Origin of the sequence: Streptomyces sp. NPDC088553 (genome assembly GCF_044752965.1) — a bacterium.
Classification (GTDB): Bacteria; Actinomycetota; Actinomycetes; order Streptomycetales; family Streptomycetaceae; genus Streptomyces.
This window is the reverse complement of the sequence record NZ_JBIVMG010000008.1, coordinates 201,706-225,560: the sequence shown is the minus strand read 5'-3', so window position 1 is coordinate 225,560 and position 23,855 is coordinate 201,706. Positions and strand designations below refer to the sequence as shown.

At 73.7% G+C, this 23,855-nt stretch carries 21 protein-coding genes; 7 read left to right on the top strand and 14 right to left on the bottom strand.

The window, feature by feature from the left end:
- Positions 1-172: 172 nt before the first annotated feature.
- The 5 genes from ACIP8Z_RS27355 to infC all read right to left on the bottom strand — a co-directional run bounded on the left by ACIP8Z_RS27355 (position 173) and on the right by infC (position 4,152).
- Positions 173-1,342, bottom strand: coding sequence for an ATP-binding protein (locus ACIP8Z_RS27355; RefSeq protein WP_402087911.1), 1,170 nt, complete (start codon positions 1,340-1,342; stop codon positions 173-175).
- Between the two features lie 81 nt (positions 1,343-1,423).
- Positions 1,424-2,263, bottom strand: a complete 840-nt coding sequence (locus ACIP8Z_RS27350; protein WP_030316091.1) for an RNA methyltransferase — start codon at positions 2,261-2,263, stop codon at positions 1,424-1,426.
- A gap of 311 nt (positions 2,264-2,574) precedes the next feature.
- On the bottom strand, positions 2,575-2,961 hold the full coding sequence (gene rplT / locus ACIP8Z_RS27345) for a 50S ribosomal protein L20 (protein WP_015032398.1): 387 nt from the start codon (positions 2,959-2,961) through the stop codon (positions 2,575-2,577).
- Between the two features lie 107 nt (positions 2,962-3,068).
- A complete protein-coding gene (rpmI, locus tag ACIP8Z_RS27340) occupies positions 3,069-3,263 on the bottom strand; it encodes a 50S ribosomal protein L35 (RefSeq protein ID WP_030316087.1) in 195 nt (64 codons plus the stop codon).
- Positions 3,264-3,387: 124 nt separating this feature from the next.
- Positions 3,388-4,152: a translation initiation factor IF-3 gene (gene infC, locus ACIP8Z_RS27335; RefSeq protein ID WP_383870665.1), complete on the bottom strand. Its 765-nt coding sequence runs from the start codon at positions 4,150-4,152 to the stop codon at positions 3,388-3,390.
- 272 nt (positions 4,153-4,424) lie between these two features.
- On the opposite strand from infC, the gene ACIP8Z_RS27330 reads away from it, so the two are divergent.
- On the top strand, positions 4,425-4,811 hold the full coding sequence (locus ACIP8Z_RS27330) for a DUF1844 domain-containing protein (protein ID WP_318206869.1): 387 nt from the start codon (positions 4,425-4,427) through the stop codon (positions 4,809-4,811).
- Positions 4,812-4,845: 34 nt separating this feature from the next.
- Here the strand turns inward: ACIP8Z_RS27330 and ACIP8Z_RS27325 are convergent, their stop codons facing one another.
- The 3 genes from ACIP8Z_RS27325 to ACIP8Z_RS27315 all read right to left on the bottom strand — a co-directional run bounded on the left by ACIP8Z_RS27325 (position 4,846) and on the right by ACIP8Z_RS27315 (position 8,138).
- On the bottom strand, positions 4,846-5,577 hold the full coding sequence (locus ACIP8Z_RS27325) for an SseB family protein (protein ID WP_402087909.1): 732 nt from the start codon (positions 5,575-5,577) through the stop codon (positions 4,846-4,848).
- A gap of 66 nt (positions 5,578-5,643) precedes the next feature.
- On the bottom strand, positions 5,644-6,810 hold the full coding sequence (gene mycP / locus ACIP8Z_RS27320) for a type VII secretion-associated serine protease mycosin (RefSeq protein ID WP_402087906.1): 1,167 nt from the start codon (positions 6,808-6,810) through the stop codon (positions 5,644-5,646).
- A complete protein-coding gene (locus ACIP8Z_RS27315; protein ID WP_402087903.1) occupies positions 6,807-8,138 on the bottom strand; it encodes a hypothetical protein in 1,332 nt (443 codons plus the stop codon). Before ACIP8Z_RS27315 ends, mycP begins: the two co-directional genes overlap by 4 nt.
- A 796-nt stretch (positions 8,139-8,934) precedes the next feature.
- On the opposite strand from ACIP8Z_RS27315, the gene ACIP8Z_RS27310 reads away from it, so the two are divergent.
- A complete protein-coding gene (locus ACIP8Z_RS27310; RefSeq protein ID WP_402087901.1) occupies positions 8,935-10,137 on the top strand; it encodes an amino acid deaminase/aldolase in 1,203 nt (400 codons plus the stop codon).
- A 35-nt stretch (positions 10,138-10,172) separates the two neighbouring features.
- Here the strand turns inward: ACIP8Z_RS27310 and ACIP8Z_RS27305 are convergent, their stop codons facing one another.
- From ACIP8Z_RS27305 to ACIP8Z_RS27290, 4 genes are all read right to left on the bottom strand, one after another.
- Positions 10,173-11,453: an HAD family hydrolase gene (locus tag ACIP8Z_RS27305; protein WP_402087898.1), complete on the bottom strand. Its 1,281-nt coding sequence runs from the start codon at positions 11,451-11,453 to the stop codon at positions 10,173-10,175.
- A 104-nt stretch (positions 11,454-11,557) separates the two neighbouring features.
- Entirely contained in the window at positions 11,558-12,352 is a 795-nt protein-coding gene (locus ACIP8Z_RS27300) for a 3-oxoacyl-ACP reductase (protein ID WP_319318260.1), read from the bottom strand.
- A 6-nt stretch (positions 12,353-12,358) separates the two neighbouring features.
- Positions 12,359-13,759 (bottom strand): aldehyde dehydrogenase family protein, encoded by a 1,401-nt coding sequence (locus ACIP8Z_RS27295; RefSeq protein WP_402087895.1) that lies wholly within the window; start codon positions 13,757-13,759, stop codon positions 12,359-12,361.
- Between the two features lie 16 nt (positions 13,760-13,775).
- Entirely contained in the window at positions 13,776-15,140 is a 1,365-nt protein-coding gene (locus ACIP8Z_RS27290) for a glutamine synthetase family protein (RefSeq protein WP_402087892.1), read from the bottom strand.
- Between the two features lie 89 nt (positions 15,141-15,229).
- Here ACIP8Z_RS27290 and ACIP8Z_RS27285 point away from each other — a divergent pair, with 89 nt between their 5' ends.
- The 3 genes from ACIP8Z_RS27285 (at position 15,230) to ACIP8Z_RS27275 (ending at position 18,303) form a co-directional block, all read left to right on the top strand.
- The gene (locus tag ACIP8Z_RS27285; RefSeq protein WP_073914967.1) at positions 15,230-15,958 is read left to right on the top strand and encodes a FadR/GntR family transcriptional regulator; all 729 of its coding nucleotides are present in this window, start codon (positions 15,230-15,232) and stop codon (positions 15,956-15,958) included.
- Positions 15,959-16,075: 117 nt separating this feature from the next.
- Positions 16,076-17,530 (top strand): ethanolamine permease, encoded by a 1,455-nt coding sequence (eat, locus tag ACIP8Z_RS27280; protein ID WP_402087890.1) that lies wholly within the window; start codon positions 16,076-16,078, stop codon positions 17,528-17,530.
- A gap of 83 nt (positions 17,531-17,613) precedes the next feature.
- A complete protein-coding gene (locus ACIP8Z_RS27275) occupies positions 17,614-18,303 on the top strand; it encodes a gamma-glutamyl-gamma-aminobutyrate hydrolase family protein (protein WP_402087888.1) in 690 nt (229 codons plus the stop codon).
- Positions 18,304-18,361: 58 nt separating this feature from the next.
- Here the strand turns inward: ACIP8Z_RS27275 and ACIP8Z_RS27270 are convergent, their stop codons facing one another.
- On the bottom strand, positions 18,362-19,594 hold the full coding sequence (locus ACIP8Z_RS27270; RefSeq protein WP_402087886.1) for a C45 family autoproteolytic acyltransferase/hydolase: 1,233 nt from the start codon (positions 19,592-19,594) through the stop codon (positions 18,362-18,364).
- Complete coding sequence (locus ACIP8Z_RS27265) at positions 19,591-21,045, bottom strand: purine-cytosine permease family protein (protein WP_402087883.1); 1,455 nt, start codon at positions 21,043-21,045, stop codon at positions 19,591-19,593. Before ACIP8Z_RS27265 ends, ACIP8Z_RS27270 begins: the two co-directional genes overlap by 4 nt.
- A 69-nt stretch (positions 21,046-21,114) precedes the next feature.
- Between ACIP8Z_RS27265 and ACIP8Z_RS27260 the strand changes: the two genes are divergently transcribed.
- Both ACIP8Z_RS27260 and ACIP8Z_RS27255 read left to right on the top strand, forming a co-directional pair.
- The gene (locus ACIP8Z_RS27260) at positions 21,115-21,765 is read left to right on the top strand and encodes a TetR/AcrR family transcriptional regulator (RefSeq protein WP_402087881.1); all 651 of its coding nucleotides are present in this window, start codon (positions 21,115-21,117) and stop codon (positions 21,763-21,765) included.
- Positions 21,766-22,020: 255 nt separating this feature from the next.
- Positions 22,021-23,649: an amidohydrolase gene (locus ACIP8Z_RS27255; RefSeq protein ID WP_402087878.1), complete on the top strand. Its 1,629-nt coding sequence runs from the start codon at positions 22,021-22,023 to the stop codon at positions 23,647-23,649.
- Positions 23,650-23,855 lie beyond the last annotated feature (206 nt).

Sequence of the window (23,855 nt, the reverse complement as noted above, 5' to 3'; positions counted from 1 at the left end):
CCCGTGCTTCCGTTGGCTTGGCTGGGCGGCCCCGCTCGACGTCAAGGGCGCAAACGTGCCAAAGGACGAGTCTAACGGGGTGGGGGGACGCGAATGAGCCCGTGGGCGGCCCGGGCGGCTTTCGATCTCGTCCGATCCTGTCCGATCCGGTCGGACTTCGTGCTGGATCTCGTCAGGCGAGATGGGCCGGGGTGCCGACGGGCAGCATAAATCGGAACTCGGCCCCGCCTCGGGGGCCCCTGCCGACGGTGATGGTTCCGCCGTGGGCCTCGACGACGCCCTTGACGATGTAGAGGCCGAGCCCGGTGCCGCCGCGCTTGCTGCCCCGCCAGAAGCGGGTGAAGACGCGGCTCATCGACTCCTCGGGGATGCCGGGGCCCTCGTCGCTCACGGTGACCTCCGTCCCCTCTTCTCCGTCGGCGCACGTCCTGGCGGGTGCCACCTCGATGGTGACGGTTCCCTCGCCGTGGCGCACCGCATTTTCGAGGAGGTTCCCGAGGATCTGGTCGATCTTGTCGGGGTCGGCCCAGAGCGCGGGCAGCCCGGGCATGATCCGGACGAAGAACCGGTCCGGGGGCTGGCCGCCGGTGATGTGCACCTGGACGTGCCGGCCGATGGCGGCGGCGATGTCGACGGGCTGGCGCCGTACCTCGAGCCGGCCGGAGTCGATCCGGGAGATGTCGAGGAGCTCGGCGATGAGCCGCTTGATGCGGCCCGCGTCGGCGTCGACGGTCTCCAGCATCAGCCGCTTCTGCTCGTCGTTGAACCGCTCCCACTTGGTGAGGAGGGTGGCGGTGAAGCCCTTGACGGAGGTGAGCGGGGAGCGGAGTTCGTGGGCGACCGTGGCGATGAGCTCGGCGTGGCTGCGCTCGGTGCGGCGGCGTGCCTCGGTGCCGCGCAGACAGACCACGACCCGGCGGACCGGTCCGGTGGGGTGCTCGCGGATGTACCGGGCGGAGACGAGGACCTCACGGCCGCCGGGCAGCAGCAGATTGCGCTCGGGCTGGCCGCGGCGGGTGGCGAGGCCGCCGTACGGGTCGGTCAGGGCCCACCAGCGGCGTCCCTTGAGGTCTTCGAGCGGCAGCGCCTGGTCGAGGGGGAGGCCGAGGGCCTTGTCGCCGGGGACGGCGGTGATTCGGCTGGCGGCGGCGTTGAAGGTGACGACCCGGCCGGTCTCGTCGGCGACGACGAGCCCGTCGGGCAGGTCGTCGGGCAGCACACCGGCGAACCCGTCGGCGTCGGCCCGGTCCCGGGCGTCCGGTGCGGGCGCCCGGCCCGGTGGCTCCTGGGCGTGCGGCTCGGCGCTCCGTGCCTGTGCGGGACTGTCCGTGCCGACCGTCATCCCCGTACCCCACCCCTCCGTGTAGCGCAGTGGGCCCCCGAGTGCGTCACTCTACTGGGCGGGGAGGGCGGAATGGACCCCTCAGGCGGAGGTTCGGGGCCGCTGTGCGCGAGCGGAGGCGTACAGGCAGACCGCGGCGGCCGTCGCGAGGTTGAGGCTCTCGGCCTTGCCGTGGATCGGGACGCGGACGACGGCGTCGGCGAGGGCCCGGGTCTCCTCGGGCAGCCCCCAGGCCTCGTTGCCGAAGATCCAGGCGGTGGGCCCGCCCATGGTGCCGGCGTCCAGCTCGGCGTCGAGGTCGTCCTGACCGGCCCCGTCCGCGGCGAGGATCCGTACGCCCGCGCTCTTCAGCCCGGCGACGGCCTGCTCGACGGGGACACCGACGGCGACCGGCAGGTGGAAGAGCGAACCGACGGAGGCCCGGACGGACTTGGGGTTGTACAGGTCGACGGAGGCGTCGGTGAGGACGACCGCGTCGGCGCCGGCCGCGTCGGCGCAGCGCAGCACCGTGCCGGCGTTCCCGGGATCGCGTACGTGGGCGAGGACGGCGACCAGCTTGGGGCGCGCCGCGACGATCTCCTCGAACGGCGAGTCGAGGAACCGGCAGACACCGACGAGCCCCTGCGGGGTGACGGTCTGGGAGACCTCGGCGAGGACGGCGTCGGAGGCGTGGTGGACGCGGGCCCCGGCGGCGAGGGCGGCCTCGATGATGGCGCTGTAGCGCTCGGCGGCCTCGACGGTGGTGAAGAGCTCGACGAGCGTGGGCTCTCCGGTGGAGCCGCGGTGCTCGACCGCCTCACGGACGGCCTGCGGGCCCTCGGCGATGAAGAGGCGGTCCTTGCCCCGGAAGTTGCGCTTGGCGAGCCGCCGGGCGGCGACGACGCGCGGGGAACGCGGGGAGATCAGCTCGGGGGTGACCATGAGGTGCGGCGGTTCTCTCTTCGTGCCGGGTGGCTTCGGGATCCGGGGCTTCGGGGGTCCCGGCTTCAGAGGCCGGGGCTTCGGGGTCCGGTCGCGTGACCTGCGGTGGCCGGTCTCGGGACCGGGGCCGGTCGCGGAGGCGGGGGCGGTCTCGGGGCCGGAGGCGGGGTCGGTCTCGCGGCCGGAGGTCGGTGGCGCTTCGGGCCTGGGCGGCCCACCTCCACCGAACACCCTTCAGGGGGCAGACGCACCCGGACCCGCAGACGCGTGCGCGCCTGCGGGTCCGGGCAGAGGTACTGCGGCCTGGAAGATCAGGCGGCGGCCTTCGGGGCGTTGACGTCGGCCGGCAGAGCCTTCTGCGCGACCTCGACCAGCGCGGCGAACGCGTTGGCGTCGTTGACGGCCAGCTCGGCGAGGATCTTGCGGTCCACCTCGATGTTGGCGGCCTTCAGACCCTGGATGAGGCGGTTGTACGTCATGCCGTTCAGACGGGCAGCCGCGTTGATGCGCTGGATCCACAGCTGACGGAAGTCGCCCTTGCGCTTCTTGCGGTCGTTGTAGTTGTAGACCAGCGAGTGGGTGACCTGCTCCTTGGCCTTGCGGTACAGGCGCGAGCGCTGACCGCGGTAGCCGGAGGCCGCCTCGAGGATCGCCCGGCGCTTCTTGTGGGCGTTGACTGCCCGCTTGACGCGTGCCACTTGTTAACTCCTTGTAGCGGGGTCGTGGTGGTCCTCACACGACCCGAAAAACGGATGGTTCCCGGACTTGGCCGGAAGCTCTCGTCGCCGAGAGCGGGAGATCAAACTCAGATGCCCAGCATCTTCTTGATCTTGGCGGCGTCACCCGGGGCCATCTCGGCGTTGCCGGTGAGGCGACGCGTCAGCTTGGACGACTTGTGCTCGAGCAGGTGGCGCTTGCCGGCGCGCTCGCGCAGGATCTTGCCGGTGCCGGTGACCTTGAAGCGCTTCTTGGCACCGGAGTGCGTCTTGTTCTTCGGCATCGCGCCGTATCTCCTCGTCAGTGGCGCTCCCCACCGGTGCGGGCACCGGAGATCCGGGAGCGTCAATTCTTCGTTTGGTGGTTCCGGGCGGGGCCCGGGGCTGCCTGGGTGGCAGCCCCGCGGGTCACGCCTCGGGGGTCTCGGCCGGGGCTTCCGCCTCGGCCTCGACGACCGGAGCCTCAGCAGCCTCGGTCTCGGCGACCGGAGCCTCGGACGTCTCCTCGGAGGTGACGCCCTGGCGCTCGGCCTTGCGTGCGGCCTGGGCCTCACGCGCCTCGGCCATGGCCTCGGTCTTCTTCTTGTGCGGGCCGAGAACCATGATCATGTTCCGGCCGTCCTGCTTCGGGTTGGACTCGATGAAGCCAAGCTCCTCGACGTCCGACGCCAGCCGCTGCAGCAGCCGGAAACCAAGCTCGGGACGGGACTGCTCACGACCACGGAACATGATCGTGATCTTGACCTTGTCACCCTGCTTGAGGAACCGGACGACGTGACCCTTCTTGGTGTCGTAGTCGTGCGGGTCGATCTTCGGCCGGAGCTTCATCTCCTTGATGACCGTGTGCGCCTGGTTCTTGCGCGCCTCACGGGCCTTCATGGCCGACTCGTACTTGAACTTCCCGTAGTCCATGAGCTTGCACACGGGCGGACGGGCGTTCGCCGCGACCTCGACCAGGTCGAGGTCGTACTCCTGTGCGAGCTCCAGGGCCTTGGCAAGCGGAACAATCCCGACCTGCTCGCCGCTGGGTCCGACAAGTCGCACCTCGGGAACGCGAATCCTGTCGTTGATGCGGGGCTCGGCGCTGATGGATCCTCCTCGGTAGCACCACGCGACCGCCTGGCGGACGGACGCGCATGTCTGTTTCTGGTGAGACCAACCGAGCCGGCACATGAAAAACGCCCCGGACGGGACACAGGCGGGGCTCCAAAGAAATACCGGAGCACCGCCGCGGTCAACCGCGGGGCGCGCATCGGGCGGCTCCATCGTCCGTACGGAACGATGGGCGCCACCTGACCGGTGACCCGCCACCCGTGAGGGTGGTCAGGTGGGAGTACGGAGCCTCCACTTGTGGGCCGGGCACACACGTGTCCGGCCGGTCGTTACACAAGGTTAGCAGGACCCGGCGGTCTCCGCTAACCGAGGACCGGCATATCGTATGAGGCATGAGCGAGACGCCCCAGAACGAGTCCCCGGACTCCCCCGACACCGCCGATGCCCCCGACTTCGACGCCATGACCCGCGACATCGCGGAGGTCCCCGCGGTCGAGGTGATCGTGACCGTCGCCGTCAACCTGATGAGCGCCGCCGCGGTGAAGCTCGGGCTCACCGAGGAGGGCGACAAGTACAAGGACCTCGACGAGGCCCGCAAGCTGGTGCACGCGCTCGCGGGCCTGCTCGACGCCGGCGCGACGGAGGTCTCGTCCTTCCACGCGGCTCCCCTGCGGGACGGCCTGAAGTCCCTCCAGCTCGCCTTCCGCGAGGCGTCCCTGATCCCGGACGAGCCGGGCCAGGGACCGGGCGAGAAGTACACCGGACCGGTGTACGGCTAGGAACCGTTCGGGGGCGGGGGTCCGCCCCCGTCGCTCACTTCCTCACGTAGAAGGGCTCGCCCGGAGGGGTGGCCGAGGCCGGCAGGAGTGCCAGGTCGAGGCCCCGCACCAGGCGGGCCCTCAGTGTTTCGTCGGCGGCCAGGGCGCGGGCCACGCGCTGGGCGGCCTCCGCCGGGGAGCCGCTCTCGGCGAGGACCAGGGCGAGGGTGCCGTCGGCGGCGCCGGGGCCCAGGTGGGCGCGGAGCACCGCGGGCTCGGCGGCGACGGCGGCCCGTACCGCTTCCCGTACGGCGGGGTCGTCGAGCGGGTCGGCGCTGGTGCGGCCCTCGGCGAGGGCGAGCAGGGCCGGGCCGGTCAGCTGGTACGGCACCGGGCCCGCGAGGTCGAGGACGACCGTGTCGGCCTTCTCGTGCGCGGCCGCCTGGAGCGCCTGGTGGAGCGGGACGGCGACGGGCCGGGCCTCCGGGTCCCACAGGGCGAGCGAGGCGATCGAGGTGAAGGCGGGCAGGGCGCGCCGGTCACCCGCGGTGAGGGTGGGGACCGCCATGTCGCTGGTCTTCTCGCGCCGCAGGCCGTTCTCGTCGGTCTCGACCTCGCCGAGGACGGCGACGACGGGGACGAGCAGCCGGGCCTCCCGCAGCGCGTCGAGGACGGGGCCGTGGGCGGTTCTGTCCTCCGCCCAGGCCGCGAGGGCCGCGGCGAGCCGCGGGTCGGCAGTGCCGTCGTCGTCGGAGAAACCGGGGTCCGGGATGTTCTTGAGCGCCACGCACCGAGCCTAACCGCCGGGCGGGCGCGGTCGGTCCGCCGGGTCCTGGCGCGGGTCCTGGCGGGTCTATCGGGTGCGGTGGGCGCGGCGGAGGATCACGGCGGTGAGGAGGAGCAGGGCGCCGAGGCCGCCGGTGAGCGGGGCGAGCAGGCCGACGGGGCGGCTCTCCTCGGGAGCGGGGAGGGGTCCGGGGCCGAAGTAGCGGCCCTGGTAGCCGGTGGCCGTGGTCGTGGGGTCGCCGCCCTTGATCTTCGCGCCGGCCTCGATCGCGGCGGCCGGGTCGACCGTTCCGTACCCCTTGGCGTCGCTGCGGCCGCCCTTGGGGCGGCTGCGGGCGGTGTCGATGAGGAGCCGCTTGACCTGCGCCGGGGTGAGGTCGGGGTGCGCGGAGCGGACGAGGGCGACGGCGCCGGAGGCGAACGCGGCGGCGGCGCTGGTCCCCCACCCCTCGTAGTACCGCCGGTCGGGGTCGGCGATGGCGATGTCGACCCCGGGAGCACTGACGGTGGCGTACCAGCGGCGGGTGGAGAAGGAGGCGTGGGTGCCGTAGCGGTCGACCGCCGTGACGGCGATGACGCCGGGGTAGGCGGCGGGGTACGAGATGTGGTCGCCCTTCTCGCCGCCGTTGCCGGCGGAGGCGACGACGGAGACGCCCTTCGCGAGCGCGTACTGGACGGCGGCGTCCTCGCCGGCGTCCGGGTGGGCGGACTTGGAGTCGTCGCCCAGGGACATGTTGATGACGTCGGCACCGTGGTCGGCGGCCCACCGGATGCCTTCGGCGAGGGCGGTGCCCCGGGTCTTGCGGGCCTTGTCGCGGGACTTGTCGGTGCCTTCGAGGATGACCCGGACGGGCAGGATCCTGGCGTCGGGCGCGATGCCGAGGACGCCGTCGCCGCCGTCGGGGCCGTGGCCGTGCCCGGCGATGATCCCGGCCATGGCGGTGCCGTGCCGGGCCCAGGCGCGGTCGCCCCGGGAGGCGCCGAAGCCGACGAGGTCGCGGCCGGTGAGGACCGAGCCCTCGAGATCGGGGTGCTGGGCGTCGACGCCGGTGTCGAGGACGGCGACGGTGATGCCCTCGCCCTTCGTGGTCCGCCAGGCCTCCGTGGTGTGGAGGGCCTGGAGGCCCCACTGCCGGGCCCGGATGGTGTCGGCGTACGCGGGTGTGGTGGTGGCGGGGAGGACGGCGAAGGCGGTGGCGAGGAGGACGGCCGCGGGGGTACGGAGGCGGGTCACCGGGCGTCCTTCTCCTCGTCCTTCTTCGGCGGGGCGACGGCCGTGCGCAGCAGCTGCTCGAACCGGAGGGTGATGTTCTTGGCCTCGTGGCCGAGGCCGGACTGCGCGGTGGCGTCGGTGCGACCCGCGGTCATGGCACGGTCGGCGGGCTGCGGGGCGTCGACGGCGCGGCCGTCGGCGAAGCCGGAGACGGCGGTGACGACGACGGGGAGGTCGGCGGGGGCGTTCAGCCACCAGCCGGCCCGCTGCTTCGCGCCGAAGCGGGCGGCGACGGTGCCGGGGCCGGCGAGCGCCGGGGGGACGTCCTGGCCGAGGCGGCTGGTGAGGCCCTGGCCGAGGGTGCTCTGCGTGGTGGCGTCGGCGCGGGTGAAGACGATCCCGACGGTGATCACGCTGCTGGCGGTGGCGTCGGTGTACGTGGCGCGCAGGACGCGCTCGCAGCCGAGCGGCCCGAGGGTGGCGAGGAGGCCCTTGGCCAGGACGGCCGGCGAGCAGGCGGCGTCGGGGGCGACGACGATCCGGGTCCAGGTACGGGCGGCGCCGCCGGGTCCCGCGCCGGGTCCCGCGAGGGTGCGGGGGAAGAGGGTGTCGACGGGGGCGTTGTGCCAGAGGTCCTTGGCCTCGGTGTACCCGGCGGGTTCGGCGGGCTCCCCCGGCTCGGCGGCGGCCAGCCACATGCCGGTGAGCGCCCCGCCGATGAGCCCGATGCCGAGCACGGCGCAGACGCCGACGGCGATGGCCCGCCCGGTCCGCCGCTCCCGCACCGGCCGGAGCCGCGTGGTGGTCTCGACGGGGGTCTCGGGCGGCGGGGCGGTGGTGGTGGCCCGGTGGGCCCCGTGTCCGTGGGGGTGGCCGAACGGGGTGGCGTGGGGCCGGGCGTGGTGGGGCACGGCGTGCGGGAGGGGACCCGCGTGCGCGGGAGCGCTCGCGTGCGCGGGTGCGACCGGGGCGGGGCCCGCGGCGGCGGGCGCGGGGATCGTCCGGCTCGCGTGGGCGGGAGCGACCGGGGCGGGGCCCGCGGCGGTCGGCGCGGAGTTCGTCCGGCGGGGCGCCGGCCGGGCGGGCGCGGGGGCCGCCTGCGCGGGCTGCGGACGGGGGGCGGTGGGCCCCGCGGCCGGCCGCGGGAGGGTGGTGGGCGCGGGGCGGGACGGGGCCGGGGGCGCGGGCTGCCAGGGGGCGCCGGGCGCCGGAGCGGCGGGACCGGACGTCGGCCGGCCCGGAGCGGCGGCCGCCGGACCCGTGGCGGAGGCGGGGGCGGGGGCTGAAGGAGCGGGCGTCGACCGGGGCGAGTCGCCGGTCTCGCCCGAGGCCACCGCGGCGGAGGCCACCGCGGAGACCGGGGAGCCCGGAGGAGCCGTCGGGCGGGACGGCGCAGCCGGAGCGGTGGTCGGGCGGGACGGCGTGGTCGCCGGCCGGGACGGAGCGGTCGTCGGGCGGGGCGGCGTGGCCGCCGGCCGGGACGGCGTGGTCGGCGTCGAACCCGCGGAACCCGCCAACGGAGGCATCGGCTGCGAGGCCGCCGCGCTCGCCCGGGGCGGAGCCGTCGGGCCGGAGACCCCACCGGACGGGGTCGCCGGGCGTGACCCGGCCGCAGGAGGGGCCGCCGGGCCGGGCGTCGCCGATGCGGGGCGCCCTGGAGCCGTACCCCCAGGCGGGCTTGCGGGGGCCGCGGGCCGCACCGGAGCCTCGGGCGCTCGGGACGCCGGGCCGGACTCCGGGCGCACCGCAGGCGTCGAGGCCGCGCGCGGCGGTGCCGTCGGTGCGGCCGTGGGGCGGGGCGGGGTCCCGGTCCGCGGGGCCGTGGGCCCCGCCGCCGGGCGGGGCGCGGTCTCGGCGGGCCTCGGCAGGGTCCCCGGGGCCACCGGTCCGCCCCCTGGCGTCGGCGGCGCGTCCCCCGGCCTGATCGGTCGCAGCCGCGTCGTCATCTCCATCTCGGGCGGGGCCGGGGCCGGGTCCGGTCGGAGGAGGGCGTCCGTGATGCGGGAGGTCGTGCCGGGGCGCTGTTCGCCGGTCATCCCCGTCCCCCCGCTCGTGTCGACAATGCCCGTCACTCTACGGGCTGTTCCCCCTGGTACGGGAACCCAGGGGCTACCCACCCGTAAACCTGTCTGGCAAGCTCGGGCCATGACTCCCCGTGCCGCCGACCGGGCCCGCTACGACCGGGCCACCGCTCATCTCGACGCGCCCGTGGCGATCGTCGATCTGGAGGCCTTCGACGCCAACGCGGACGACCTCGTGCGCCGGGCCGGCGGCAAGCCCGTCCGGGTCGCGAGCAAGTCCGTGCGGTGCCGGGCACTCCTGGAACGGGTGCTGGCGCGCGAGGGCTTCGCCGGGATCATGTCGTTCACGCTCGACGAGTCGCTGTGGCTGGCCCGTGCCGGGTTCGAGGACGTGCTCCTCGCCTATCCGTCGGCGGACCGCACCGGCTTCGGTGAGCTGGCGCGCGATCCGAAGCTGGCCGCCGCCGTGACGGTGATGGTCGACGACGTGGCGCAGCTGGATCTGATCGACGCCTCCCGCGCGGGCGGGACGGAGGAGGTCCGGGTCTGTCTGGAGCTGGACACGGCGCTCAGCCTCCTCGGCGGCCGGATCCGTGTCGGTGCCCGTCGCTCCCCGCTGCGCGAGCCCGCGCAACTCGCGGAGCTGGCCCGTTCGGTGGTGCGGCGTCCCGGGTTCCGGCTGGTCGGGATCATGGCGTACGAGGGGCATGTCGCGGGGGTCGGGGACGCGATCGCGGGCCGGCCGCTGCGGTCGCGGGCGATTCGGCTGATGCAGGCGGCGGCCCGCAGGGAGCTGGCCGAGCGCAGGGCGGCCGTGGTGCGTGCCGTACGGGCCGTGGCGCCGGACCTGGAGTTCGTGAACGGCGGCGGCACCGGCAGCGTGCAGCACACGGCCGCCGAGGACGCGGTGACGGAGATCGCCGCGGGTTCGGGGCTCTACGTGCCGCGGCTCTTCGACAACTACACCTCGTTCACCGGGCGGCCCGCGGCTCTCTTCGCGCAGCCCGTCGTCCGGCGGCCGGGGGTCGGGGTGGTGACGGTCCTCGGGGGCGGCTATCCGGCGTCCGGGGCCGCCGGGCCCGACCGGCTGCCCGTGCCGTATCTGCCGGAGGGGCTCGCGTACGACCCCCAGGAGGGTCCGGGCGAGGTGCAGACCCCGCTGATCGGCTCGCCCGCCGACGATCTGCGGATCGGCGACAAGGTGTGGTTCCGGCACGCGAAGGCGGGCGAGCTGTGTGAGCGGTTCGCGAGTCTGCGGCTGATCGAGGGTGACCGGATCACCGCCACCGTCCCCACCTACCGGGGCGAGGGCCAGACCTTCCTCTAGGCCCTCACCCCAGGCCCTCCTCCAGGCCTTCCTCGTCAGAAGACCTTGTCCGGCTGGTCCGGGATCACGCTTCCGTCGGACCGCCGGACCGGCTCCGCCGTGCCGTCGCCCGCCGTGTAGCCGGTGCCGGCGCAGGGGTACGGGGTGGCCTTCCGCTGCTTCGGCTCGATGAACATGGGGTTGACGATCCAGCGGCCGTCGCCGTTCTCGTAGGCCCGGCACATGAGTTCGTTCTTGTTGCGGTTGAGGACCAGACGCAGGCCGGTGGCGTCGCGCAGGAACGAGACGTCGGTGTCGGAGTCGCCCGCGGCGAACACCTGGCGCCGCGAGGCGGGCTGCACCCGCTCGGCGGCGGGGCCGCGGACGCCGAAGATCTCCTGGTTGATCCAGCAGCGCTTGCCGTCGATGTAGGTGATCATCGTGTCCTCGCCGTCCCGTACCGTTCCGCAGCCCTTGAGGTGGGCGGTGAGCCGACCGCGCTCGGTGGTGTTGCGGATGCCGATGGCGTGGGAGGCGGCGACGCCGACGCCCTTCGCCCAGACGTCGACGACGGGTTCGGGCGAGGCGGAGACGATCCAGACGTCGAAGCCGGCGTCCTGGAGGGTGCGGATCAGGTCGCGCTGCTGCGGGTAGTAGCGGACCCAGCCGGTGACCTGGGAGGTGCCGACGCGCTGGGTGGCGCCCTGCGGGGCGGCGAGGTTCTCGGCGCGGGCGGCGGCGGCGAACGACTCGACCTGTCGGGTGGTCCAGCCGCGCAGGAGCTGGGCGAGCCAGGCGTACTGCGGCTCCGTCCGGCGTCGGTCGTGGCCCGTGAAGGCGGTCTTCCCGGCCGTGGTGGCGCCCGAGGCGTAGACGGAGAGGAGCTCGTCGGCGCAGCGGGTGTCGGTGGCCGTGGGCAGGACGCGCACTCCGGTGGGACAGGCCGCGCCGAGGGCGGTGGCCGCCTCGGGGGTGAGGTGGCGGCTGGTGGTGGACCAGTCGCCGTTCCGGGGCGGGCGTACCCGGTCGTTGCGGAGGAGCCAGTGGAAGGTGGCGTCGCCGACGTCGTTCTTGATGACGGTGTTGTCCCAGTCGAAGACGGCGACGGGCTTTCTGCCCTTGTCGTGGCAGTGCTCGGCGACGAGGGCGTCGATGCGGGCCTTGTTGTCGCCGTACCAGCCCTCCGAGATCGTCAGGGTGGGGCAGGGCCGGGGCGGGCGGTGGTTCCGGGGGCTCGCCTCGGCGGCGCCGGCGGAGGCGAGGCCCGTCGCGGCGAGGGCGGTGACGGCGGTGACGGCGGTGACGGCGGACGAACGGAGCCGGGCACGCTGGTTCATGATCACTCTCCGGTCGGGGCAGCTGCGGACGCCGGACAGCCGGGCGCCTCGCGACGCCCGGCTGCCGGGTGGGGATGTGGGGGTGTGGGGGGTGTGGCGGCGGTCTAGAGGGGCGTCACGTACGCGCCCGCGATGCCTCCGTCGACCAGGAAGTCGCTGGCGTTGACGAAGGACGAGTCGTCGCTCGCGAGGAAGGCGACCGCGGCGGCGATCTCCTCGGCCTCGGCGAAGCGGCCGACCGGGATGTGGACCAGGCGGCGGGCGGCCCGCTCCGGGTCCTTGGCGAACAGCTCCTGGAGGAGCGGGGTGTTCACCGGGCCGGGGCACAGGGCGTTGACGCGGATGCCCTCGCGGGCGAACTGCACGCCCAGCTCGCGGGACATCGCGAGCACGCCGCCCTTGGAGGCGGTGTACGAGATCTGGCTGGTGGCCGCGCCCATGATCGCGACGAAGGAGGCGGTGTTGATGATGGAGCCCTTGCCCTGGCGGCGCATGTACGGCAGGGCGGCCTTGCAGCACAGGTAGACCGAGGTGAGGTTGACGTCCTGGACGCGCTTCCAGGCCTCCAGGCCGGTCTCCAGGATGGAGTCGTCGTCGGGCGGCGAGATGCCGGCGTTGTTGAAGGCGATGTCGACGGAGCCGTAGGTGTCGAAGGCGGTCCTGAACAGCGCCTCGACCTGCTCGGGGTCGGTGACGTCGACCTTCACGAAGGTTCCGCCGACCTCCTCGGCGGCGGCCTTGCCGGCGGTCTCGTCGATGTCGCCGCAGACGACGTGGGCGCCCTCGGAGGCCAGGCGGCGGGCGGTGGCGAGGCCGATGCCGCTGCCGGCTCCGGTGATGACGGCGGTGCGGCCGACGAGCCGGCGGCAGACGATCTCTTCGGTGCGGGTGCTGGTCATGGGTGCTCAGGCCTCCGTGCTGATGAAGACGTTCTTGGTTTCGGTGAAGGCGGTCAGTGCGTCGGGTCCGAGTTCGCGGCCGAGGCCGGACTGCTGGTAGCCGCCGAACGGGGTCCAGTAGCGGACGCTGGAGTGGGAGTTGACGGAGAGGTTGCCGGCCCGGACGGCGCGCGAGGCGCGCAGGGCGCGGCCGACGTCCCGGGTCCAGATCGAGCCGGACAGGCCGTACTCGGTGGCGTTGGCGAGGCGGATCGCGTCGGCCTCGTCCTCGAAGGGGAGGACGACGGCGACGGGTCCGAAGACCTCCTCCACGGCGCAGGGGGCGTCCTCGGAGAGGCCGGTGAGGACGGTCGGCGGGAACCAGAAGCCGGGGCCCTCGGGGGCCTTGCCGCGGACGCCGGGGAGGTCGTCCGGCACGTAGGAGCGGACGCGGTCGAGCTGGGCGCGGGAGATGAGCGGGCCCATCTGGGTGCGCTCGTCAGCGGGGTCGCCGACGACGATCTCCTCGATCGCGGGGGTGAGCAGCTCCATGAAGCGGTCGTACGCGCTCCGCTGGACGAGGATGCGCGTACGGGCGCAGCAATCCTGGCCGCTGTTGTCGAGGAACGACATGGGCGCGGCCGCGGCGGCGGCTTCGAGGTCCGCGTCGGCGAAGACGATGTTGGGGCTCTTGCCGCCGAGTTCGAGGGTGACCCGCTTCACCTGGCCGGCACACTTCGCCATGATCGACTTGCCGACCCTGGTGGAGCCGGTGAAGACGATCTTGGCGACACCGGGGTGTTCGACGAGGGCGTTGCCCGCGACCGGGCCGGTGCCGGGGAGGACCTGGAAGAGGCCTTCGGGCAGGCCCGCCTCCAGGGCGAGTTCGGCGAGCCGGAGCGCGGTGAGCGGTGTGGTCTCGGCGGGCTTGAGGAGGACGGCGTTGCCGGCGGCGAGGGCGGGTGCGGTGGCCCAGGCGGCGATCGGCATCGGGAAGTTCCAGGGGGCGATGACGCCGACGACCCCGAGCGGTTCGAGGATCGTGATGTCCAGGCCGCCGGCCACCGGGATCTGGCGTCCGTTGAGGCGCTCCACTCCCCCGGCGGAGAAGTCGAGCAGGTCGCGGACGTTGCCGGCCTCCCAGCGGGCGTTGCCGATGGTGTGGCCGGCCTCGGTGACCTCGAGGCGGGCCAGTTCCTCGACGTGGTCGTCGACGACGGCGGCGAAGCGGCGGAGCAGCCGGGCGCGGTCGGCGGGCGCGGCGGCGGCCCAGCCGCGCTGGGCGGTCGCGGCCCGTGCGACGGCGGCGTCCACGTCGGCCGGGGTGGCGGCGGGGACGGTGGCGACCGGCTCCTCGGTCGCCGGGTTCAGTACCTGGAGCAACTCGTTCCTCTCGGCGGTGTGCGGGTCGGAGGGGTTCGCGTCCACGGGGTCGGCGGTCGCGTCAGTGGCGTTCGAAGGAGCGCCGCAGTTCCCAGTCCGTCACGGCCGCGTCGAAGGCGTCGAGTTCGACGCGGGCCATGTTGCGGTAGTGGGCGACGACCTCGTCCCCGAAGGCGGCCTTGGCGATCTCGCTCGTCTCCCAGAGTTCGGCCGCCTCGCGCAGGGTCGTCGGGACGTGCGCGTACTCGGCGGTGTAGGCGTTCCCGGTGCAGGGCTCCGGGAGTTCGAGCTGCTGCTCGATGCCGTACAGGCCGGCGGCGACCAGGCCGGCGACGGCGAGGTACGGGTTGACGTCGCCGCCGGGGAGGCGGTTCTCGAAGCGGGTGGAGCGGCCGTGGCCGACGACCCGGAGCGAGCAGGTGCGGTTGTCGTGGCCCCAGGCGACCGCGGTGGGTGCGAAGGAGCCGGGCTGGAACCGCTTGTAGGAGTTGATGTTGGGGGCGTAGAGGAGGGAGAAGTCACGGAGGGCGGCGAGCTGTCCGGCGAGGAAGTGCCGCATGATCGCGGACATCCCGTGCGGGTCGTCCCCGGCCATCACGTTCCTTCCCTCAGCGTCCTGGAGGGAGAGGTGGATGTGACAGGAGTTGCCCTCGCGCTCGTTGTACTTCGCCATGAAGGTGAGCGAGTAGCCCTCCTGGGCGGCGATCTCCTTGGCGCCCGTCTTGTAGACGGCGTGTCCGTCGCAGGTGACGAGGGCCTCGTCGTACTTGAAGGCGATCTCGTGCTGGCCGGGGTTGCACTCGCCCTTGGCGGACTCGACGGTGAGTCCGGCGCCGGTCATCTCGTTGCGGATGCGGCGCAGGAGGGGTTCGATGCGTCCGGTGCCGAGGACGGAGTAGTCGATGTTGTACTGGTTGGCGGGGGTGAGGCCGCGGTAGTTCGCGTCCCAGGCCCGCTCGTAGCTGTCCTTGAAGACGATGAACTCGAGCTCGGTGCCGACGTGGGCGGTGAAGCCGTGCTCCGCGAGACGTTCCAGCTGGCGCCGGAGGATCTGGCGGGGCGCCGCGACGACGGGGGTGCCGTCGCCCCACGCGAGGTCCGCCGTCACCATGGCGGTGGCCTCGTTCCAGGGGAGTCGGCGGAGGGTGGTGAGGTCGGGGTGCATCGCGAAGTCGCCGTAGCCGCGGTCCCAGGAGGACATCTCGAAGCCGTCGACGGTGTTCATCTCGGTGTCGACGGCCAGGAGATAGTTGCACCCCTCGGTGCCGTGGCCGAGTACCTCGTCCAGGAAGAACGGGGCGGCGAACCGCTTGCCCTGGAGCCGCCCCTGCATGTCGGGGAAGGCCAGGACGACGGTGTCGATCTCGCCGCTCGCGACGAGGGCGCGGAGCTCCTCGACGGTGAGCGGGGGTTTGCGGTCTGCCACGGGATTGCTCCTCCTTCGGCCTGCCGGAAGCCATAAGGTATTGCGGAAGACCATTGCTTGGGAAGTGCTGACGAGAGGGAATCGACAACGTGGCCAGTACGAGTGAATCGGCGGACCGGCTGACGCCCGTGCTGCGGCCGGTCCGGGCGGGCAACGGCTTCGAAGAGGCCCTGGAGCAGATCCTCCAGGTGGTACGGCTCGGACTCGTGCCCGGCGGGGAGCGGCTGCCCGCCGAGCGGGAGCTCGCCGACCGGATGGGGATCAGCCGGGTGACCCTGCGCGAGGTCCTCAAGGTCCTCCAGGAGCAGGGCCTCGTGGAGAGCCGGCGCGGCCGCTACGGCGGAACGTTCGTGCTCCCCCGCGTCCAGACCGCCGACGAGGACGAGCTGCGCCGCCGGATCGCCACGGTCGACATGGAGGACACCCTGCGCTTCCGCGAGGTCCTTGAGGTCGGGGCCGCCGGGCTCTGCGCGGCCCACGGTCTCGACGCGGCGGGTGCCGAGCGGCTGCGGACCGCCGTGGCGGCGACCCATGACGCCCCGCTGGCCGACTACCGCCGCCAGGACACCCTGCTCCACCTCACGCTGGCCGAGCTCTCCGGCTCGCCGACGCTCACCGCGCAGTACGCCGCCGTACGGGCGACCGTGAACGATCTCCTTGACTGCATCCCGCTGCTCGTACGCAACCTGGAGCACTCCCAGCACCAGCACACCGCCCTGGTGGAGGCGGTCCTGGACGGGGACGCGGACGCGGCGCGCGAGGTGATGCGGGAGCACTGCTCGGGGACGGCGGCGCTGCTGCGGGGGTTCCTGACATGAGACGGGCGTCCCCGGGTACGTAACCCGAAAGTAACGCACGGGGGTTGCGCTCTCCCGTCGGCACCGCAAAGGTATGGCTCCAATCCATTGGGCCTGTTGCGGGGAGCTGACGCTGCCATGACGCTCGAAGAAACCACCGGGAGTTCCGGAGGCACCACCCCTCCCCAGGACGACTATCTGGAGCGCCGCGCCCTGCGCCGCGGCAGCGCCGGATGGCTGCTGCTCACCGGGCTCGGCGTCGCCTACGTCGTCTCCGGGGACTTCTCCGGCTGGAACATCGGCCTCTCCAAGGGGGGCTTCGGCGGACTCGCCATCGCCACGGTCCTGATGGGCGCGATGTACGCCTGCCTGGTCTTCGCCCTCGCCGAACTCTCCGCCATCCTGCCCACCGCAGGCGGCGGTTACGGCTTCGCCCGCCGGGCGCTCGGCACCTGGGGCGGGTTCCTCACCGGAACCGCGATCCTCATCGAGTACATCCTCGCGCCCGCCGCGATCTCCATCTTCATCGGCGACTACGTCGAATCCCTCGGCCTGTTCGGCCTGGAGTCCGGCTGGCCCGTCCATCTGGTCTGCTTCGCCCTCTTCATCGGGATCCACCTGTGGGGCGTGGGCGAGGCCCTTCGCTTCAGCCTGATCGTGACGGCCGTCGCGGTCGCGGCGCTCGTCGTCTTCGCGCTCGGCGCCCTCACCGACTTCCACGTCGACGGACTGAACGACATCCCGGTCGACGGCGAGGCCTTCGGGGCCACCTCCTGGCTGCCGTTCGGTCTGCTCGGGATCTGGGCGGCGTTCCCCTTCGGCATGTGGTTCTTCCTCGGCGTGGAGGGCGTGCCGCTCGCCGCCGAGGAGGCCAAGGACCCGGTGCGGTCGATGCCGAAGGCGCTCGCGATCTCCATGGGCATCCTGGTGCTGCTCGCCGTGATGACCTTCTTCGCCGCGACCGGGGCGCGCGGCGCCGCCGCCGTCCAGGAGGCGGGAAACCCGCTGGTCGTGGCGCTCCAGGGCGACGGCGAGCCGACCGCGCTGAGCCGTTTCGTGAACTACGCGGGCCTCGCCGGTCTGGTCGCCTCCTTCTTCTCCCTCATCTACGCCGGCTCGCGTCAGCTGTTCGCCCTCTCCCGGGCGGGCTATCTGCCCCGCTTCCTCTCCCTCACCAGCCGCCGCAAGTCTCCGTACCTGGGGCTCCTCATCCCCGGCGCGATCGGCTTCGCGCTGGCCGCCGGGACCGGGGACGGGGCCCGGATGCTGAACATCGCCGTGTTCGGCGCCACGATCTCGTACGCCCTGATGGCGCTCTCCCACATCGTGCTGCGGCGCCGCGAGCCGGGCCTGCACCGGCCGTACCGCACACCCGGCGGCATCGTCACCTCGTCGGTGGCCTTCGTCCTGGCCCTGTCGGCGCTCGTCGCGACCTTCCTGGTGGACCGGACGGCGGCGTTCATGGCGCTCGGGGTGTACGCGATCGCCCTCGCCTACTTCGCGTTCTACAGTCGACACCATCTGGTGGCCAGGGCGCCCGAGGAGGAGTTCGCCGCGCTCGCGGCCGCCGAGGCCGAACTCTCCCGCGACTGACCGCCCGCACCCGATCCCCCCGCCCCGACCACACCCCGCCTCCTTCCCCCGCTCCCGTACACCGCTCTCCCGGAGGACGTTCCGTGTCCAAGCCGCTCATCGGCGTGACCACCTATCTGGACCAGGCCCGCTGGGGCGTGTGGGACATGCGTGCCGCGCTGCTCCCCGCGCCGTACCCACGGCTCGTCCAGGAGAGCGGGGGCATCGCGGTGATGCTGCCGCCCGACGCGCCGGAGGCCGCCGCGGCGGTCGTGGCCCGGCTCGACGGACTGGTGATCGCGGGCGGGGCGGACGTGGAGCCCGTGCGGTACGGGGCCGAGCCCGACTCCCGTACCGGCCCGCCGGCCCGGGAGCGGGACGGCTGGGAGCTGGCCCTGATCGCCGCGGCCATCGCCTCCGGGACCCCGCTGCTCGGCATCTGCCGGGGCATGCAGCTCCTGAACGTGGCCCGGGGCGGGACGCTGATCCAGCACCTGGACGGGCACGTCGAGGCGGTCGGGGTGATCGGCCGGCACGCGGTGAAGCCGGTGCCGGGGAGCCGGTACGCCTCCCTGGTGCCCGAACTCACCGACGTCCCGACCTACCACCACCAGGCCGTGGACCGGCTGGGCGCGGGGCTCGCGGTCTCCGCCCACGCGGAGGACGGCACGGTGGAGGCGGTCGAGCTGGCCGACCCGGCCTGGGTCCTGGGCGTCCAGTGGCATCCGGAGATGGGCGAGGACCTGCGGGTGATGCGGGGCCTGGTCGAGGCGGCGGGAGCACGCCGGGGCTGAGGGTCCCGGCGCGGTACCGGTTCGCGGTTGTGGGCGCGCCCCGCGTCAGCGCCCCCTGTCAGCGCCGGGGCGCGGTGAGCGGGGTCCAGGTCTCCGGGCCGGCCGAGCAGGGGCCGCCGCCGTGCACCCTGAGGGATCGCTCGGCCGGGTCGACGGCCACGGTGGCGAGGGTCGCCCACCGGCCGCCGAGTCGGCCTTCGGCCGGGGCGTGGCAGCACACCTCGGCACCGTCGTCCCGATGGGCGGCGAGCAGGCGGACGAGCGCGTCGGGGCCGAGCGCGCTCGGGCCTGGCGCCACGCCGTGGGACGCGTCCGGGCCGGGCGTCGCCGCGTCGGGCGCCGCCGGGCCTGACACCTCCGAGCCGGATGCCTCCCGGCCGTACGTCTCCGCGTCGGACACGGCGGACGCGTCCGTGCCGGGCCCGCCGTCGTGGGTGAGCACGCGTTCCGTGAGCAGCCGGTGGCGGTCGTACGTCTCCGCTTCCCGGCGACCGCGCAGTTCCCCGGCGGCCAGGGCCGGGGCGAGGAAGTGGTTGGTGCGCACGAGCCAGCCCCGGTCGTCCGGGGCGACCACGGCCGAGCCTGCCGGGGCGAGTTCCACGGACGCGGCCCGGTCCGCGGTCACCACGGTGATGACCGTGGAGGCCGAGACGGGGGCTCCGGTCAGCATGCCGACCGCCTCGGCGAACGACGCGGCCGCGCCGAGCACCTGACGGGCGACGAGATGGACGGGCACGCCGGTCGCGGCGTCGTCCGTGTGGCCGAGGATGTTGAAGAGCACGCCGACGCCGGCCTCGTTGACGCCGATCTTCGCGAGGATGCCGTGCTCGGTGATCCCGGCGAAGCCCTGGGTGTCCCCGGTCACGGTCTGGAGGTGCCAGGCGTCGGCGAGTTCCTGGTGCCAGTCCCAGCACTGGCCGCCGGTGGTCCGGGGGCCGGTGCGGACGAGGGTGGAGCACTCGCCCGTGCGGGGTGCGCCGGCCTCGGCGAGGATCTCGGTGCGGGCGTTGAGCGCGGCGATCGTCCAGAACGGCATTCCGGCGCCCTCGGCGACTCCCTCCATCTCGGCGACGAGCTCCGGCGCCCAGGCCCGGGTCGCCCGGACGGTACGCAGGGCGAGGGCGGGTACGTCGAGTGTCCGGGCGTTCCCGGCGGCGACGGTCGCGAAGAGCTCCTCGTACACCCGCCACGCGCGCGTGATCCCGGCGCGGGCCTGCCGGCCGCGGTCCTCGCCCCGCCGGCGGGGCGTGTCCCCGGTGATCCGGAGGGTCGTACGGCGCGGGTTGTTCACGCCTCCGCCCGGGCGGCGAGCAGGGTGCGGTCCTTGCGCATCAGGAGGGCGTAGAGGCCGGCGGCGACGACCATGCCGACGGGGAGGGAGAGGTCGACACCGTCGAGGGCGGCGGCGATCGGGCCCGTGTAGAGGGTGTTGACGCAGAGGGCCGCCGCGGTGACCCCGGCGACGAGGGCGACGGCACCGGCCGGGTTGACGCCGGCGGTGTACCAGAAGGGACTGCCGGGGGTCTCGTCCGAGAGCGCGGGACCGTCGTAGCGGCAGCGGCGGAGCAGGACGTCGGTGGCGTACACCGCCATCAGGGGGCCGATCAGGACGGTGATCACCTGGAGGGCGTTGCTGACGGTGTCGAGGAAGTCGGAGACGAGGAGCCCGTAGAGGGTGAGGGCGACGGCGACGGCCCCGTCGAAGAGGACGCTGACGGAGCGTCGGATGCGGAGGCCGACGGCCTGGAGCGCGAGTCCCGCGCTGTACGCGGTCAGGGCGTTGATGGAGATGGTGCCGAGGACCAGGGCGAGCAGGAAGACCGGGACGAACCAGCCGGGCAGGATCTCCTGGAGCGCGGTCTGCGGGTCGGTCATGTCGACGGCCGTGGCGGCGAAGGCGCCGAGCGAGCAGACGACGACGCTGGGCAGGAAGGCGCCGAGCGCGTTCCAGCCGATGATCGCCTTCTTCGAGGCGGTGCGGGGCAGGTAGCGCGAGAAGTCGGCGCTCGTGGTGTACGAGAGCGGGCCCGAGGCGATCATCGTGGTGCCGGCGAGGAGCAGGGCCCAGAGCTCGACTCCGCCGGGCCGCTCGGCGGGGGCGTACGAGAAGTCGGCGTGCCGCAGGACGGCGAACGCGACGACGGTGAAGGCCGCGGCGAGGACCAGGGTGATCGGCAGGTACAGCGTGATGATCAGGCCGTGCCCGTAGACGCTGATGATCAGCGTGAGCGCGGCGATGACCACGATGACGGCCACCTTGACGGGGGTGGTGGCCGTGACGCCCGCCTTCTCGACGAGCGCGAAGGTGGCGGTGGCCGCGGCGGCCAGGTTGAGCGCGAAGTAGCAGACGGAGACCAGCCAGCCGCCGACCGCGTTGTTCACGCGGTTGCCGAGGACGCCGTAGACGGCCCGGGTGATCACCTCGCTGGGTGCGCCGGCGGCCGGGCCCGAGGTGGCGAGAAGGCCGGGGAACAGCCAGAACAGGTTGCCCACGACGGTCACGGCGACGGCCTGCCAGAGGTTCAGGCCCATCAGGACGAGGGCCCCGCCGATGACGAGGCTGAGGTAGTTGACATTGGCCGCCGCCCACACGGAGAAGAGCTCGCGGGGGTGGCCGTGGCGCTCGGACTCGGGGATGTGGTCGATGCCGTGCGCCTCGATGCGGCCCGGCCGATCGGTGTCCCGCAAGGCGGCCTGTGCGCCCTGAGGGCCTGGGAGCGGGTCGGGGATCGTGGAAGCCATGCGGCCCTCCGGATGCGTGTGGTGCCCACCTGGTTGCTTATTGGTCGCACACTCAATAGCATCGCGGTTATGTCGTCAAGCGTCCAGCGCAAGAGAGTTCGGAAAACACCCGAAGCCCGGCGGGCGGAGATCGTGGAGACCGCCGCACGTGTGGCCCTGACCGAGGGGCTCGAGTGCGTCACCCTGCGGCGGATCGCCGAGGAGCTCGCCGTGCGACCCGGCCTGATCAGCCACTACTTCCCCTCGGCGGAGGATCTGGTGGGCGAGGCGTTCAGCGTGGCCGCCACCGGCGAGCTCGACGGGCTGCTGCCCGCGGAGCGCCCCCACGGGACGCCCACGCAGTGGCTCGCGCGCTACTTCGCCCTCTCGGCGGGCGAGGCGTACGACGACATCAGCCGCCTCTGGATCAACGCCCGGCACCTCAGCCGCTACCGGCCCGTCCTGCGCGACCGGGTCACCGAACAGGAACTCGCCTCCGACGACCGGCTTGAGCAGCTCATTCGCGAGGGCGTCGCCCGCGGCGAGTTCCGCACGGACGACCCGCGGGCCACCGCCATCCAGATCCTGGTGGTGCTCGACGGCCTCGGCGCCCACGCCAACTCCGACCGGACCGACCGGCCGCAGGCCGTGACCCGGATGGCCCTGACCACGGCGGAACGCGAACTCGGACTGCCGCACGGCGCGCTGACCGACGTACCGCCACCGGCCGAGCCCACCTGACCGACCCTTCACCGAGGGCCCCGGCGAGCCAGCCCCGCCGAGCCCTGACCGAGGCCACGCGCGCGCCCGTCCGACCGAACCCCGGACCAAGGCCACCCACGAGCCCGCCCGCCTCCGTCACCGAGGCCGGCCACGAGCCCGTCCGACCGCCTCCTTCACCGAGGCCACCGGCCGAGCCCGCGCCCGACCGCCCCTTCACCGAGGCCCCCCGCGGGCCTCCGCACCCGCCCCCTTCCTGGAGCCCTGGAGCCACCCGTGCGCACCCGACTCGTCCTGCTGTCCGCCCGTCTGCTCGACCCCGGCACGGGGGCGTTCCTGCCCGAGACCGCGCTCGCCGTCTCCGACGACGGCCGGATCGCCGCCCTCGGCGACGACCGCGAGATCCGTGCGCTCGCGGGACCCGCCACCACCGTCGTGGACCTCAAGGGCGCCGTCGTCACCCCCGGTCTCGTCGACGGCCACCTGCACCCGGTGTCCGGCGCCGAACTGACCCACGGCCTCGACCTGTCGTACTGCACGGACCTCGACGACGTCCGCGAGGCCCTCGCCCGCGAGGCCCGGGCCCTCGGCCGCGGCGACTGGCTCTTCGGCTGGGGCCTCGACCCGAACGTCTTCGGCGACCACCCCGTCGGCATCGCCCCCTTCGACCAGGTCCTCGACGGCGTCCCGGCGTTCCTCCTGCTCTTCGACGCCCACTCGGCACTCGCCAGCCGGCGGGCGCTCGAACTCGCCGGGGTCGACGGCCCCCGCACCTTCGACCAGGCCTCCGCCGAGGTCGTCTGCGACGCCGACGGGCGCCCGACCGGACTGCTCCAGGAGGACGCCGCCTGCGAGCTCGTCGAGCGGGTCGCCCCGCGCCCGACGCCCGAGGAGAGCCGCGAGCGGCTGGCGGCGGCCCTGCGGTCCATGGCCGCGGCCGGACTCACCGGCGGTCACGCGATGGACGCGAACGGCGAGAGCCTCGCGCTGTACGGGGAGCTCGACAGGGCCGGTGAACTGGCCCTGCGGCTCCGGGTGGCGCCCTGGTGCCAGCCCGGCACCGACGCGGACGGCGTCCGGGACCTCATCGCGCTGCAGGGCACGGGCGGGGCGCTGTGGCGGGTCGCGGGCGTGAAGCTCTTCATGGACGGGACCATCGACAACGGCACCGCGTGGCTGGAACGGCCCGACTGCCACGGCGAGTCCACGCACGCCTTCTGGCCGGACCCCGACGCGTACACCCACATCATCGGGGAGCTGCACCGGGCCGGGATCGCCACCGCGACGCACGCCATCGGCGACGCGGCCGTACGGCACGTGCTCGACGCCGTCGAGAAGGCGCGCGCGGGCGGCGGGAGCGGGGTGCGGCACCGGGTCGAGCACATCGAGACGGTCCCGGACGACACGCTGCGCCGCTTCGCGAAGCTGGGCGTGCTCGCCTCCATGCAGCCCACGCACTGCTGCGACTTCACCCGGGCCGACCACACCGACAACTGGTCGCGCCGCCTGGGCGAGGAGCGCGCCTCGCGCGCGTGGCGCTGCCGGGACCTGGCGGACTCCGGGGCCACGGTGGTCCTCGGCTCCGACTGGCCGATCGCGCCGTTCCCGCCGCTCGGCGTGATGGCCGGCGCGCGGCACCGGCGCCCGAGCCGCGACCTCGGACAGGCGCCGCACGGTCCCGAGCAGGCGCTGACGGCGCTGGAGGCGCTGCGGGGCATGACGACGGCGGCGGCGTACGCGGCGGGCGAGGAGCACGAGGCGGGCCGGCTCGCGCCGGGCTTCCGCGCCGATCTGACGGTGTTCGCGGACAGCCCGCTGACGACGGCGTCGACGGACCTGCCGGACCTGCCGGTCCTGCTGACGGTCCTGGACGGACGGATCACGCACCGGGCTGCGGGGGTCTGAGCCACACCTCCCGTTCAGCCCGTCGAAAGGCCCGGGCGCTCAGCCCGCCGAAGGGCCCGGGCGTTCAACCCGCAGGCCGGAAACGGGCGTTCACCCCGCAGGCCGACCCCGGGCGTTCACCCCGCAGGCCGACCCCGGGCGTTCACCCCGCAGGCCGACCCCGGGCGTTCACCCCGCAGGCCGACCCCGGGCGTTCACCCCGCAGG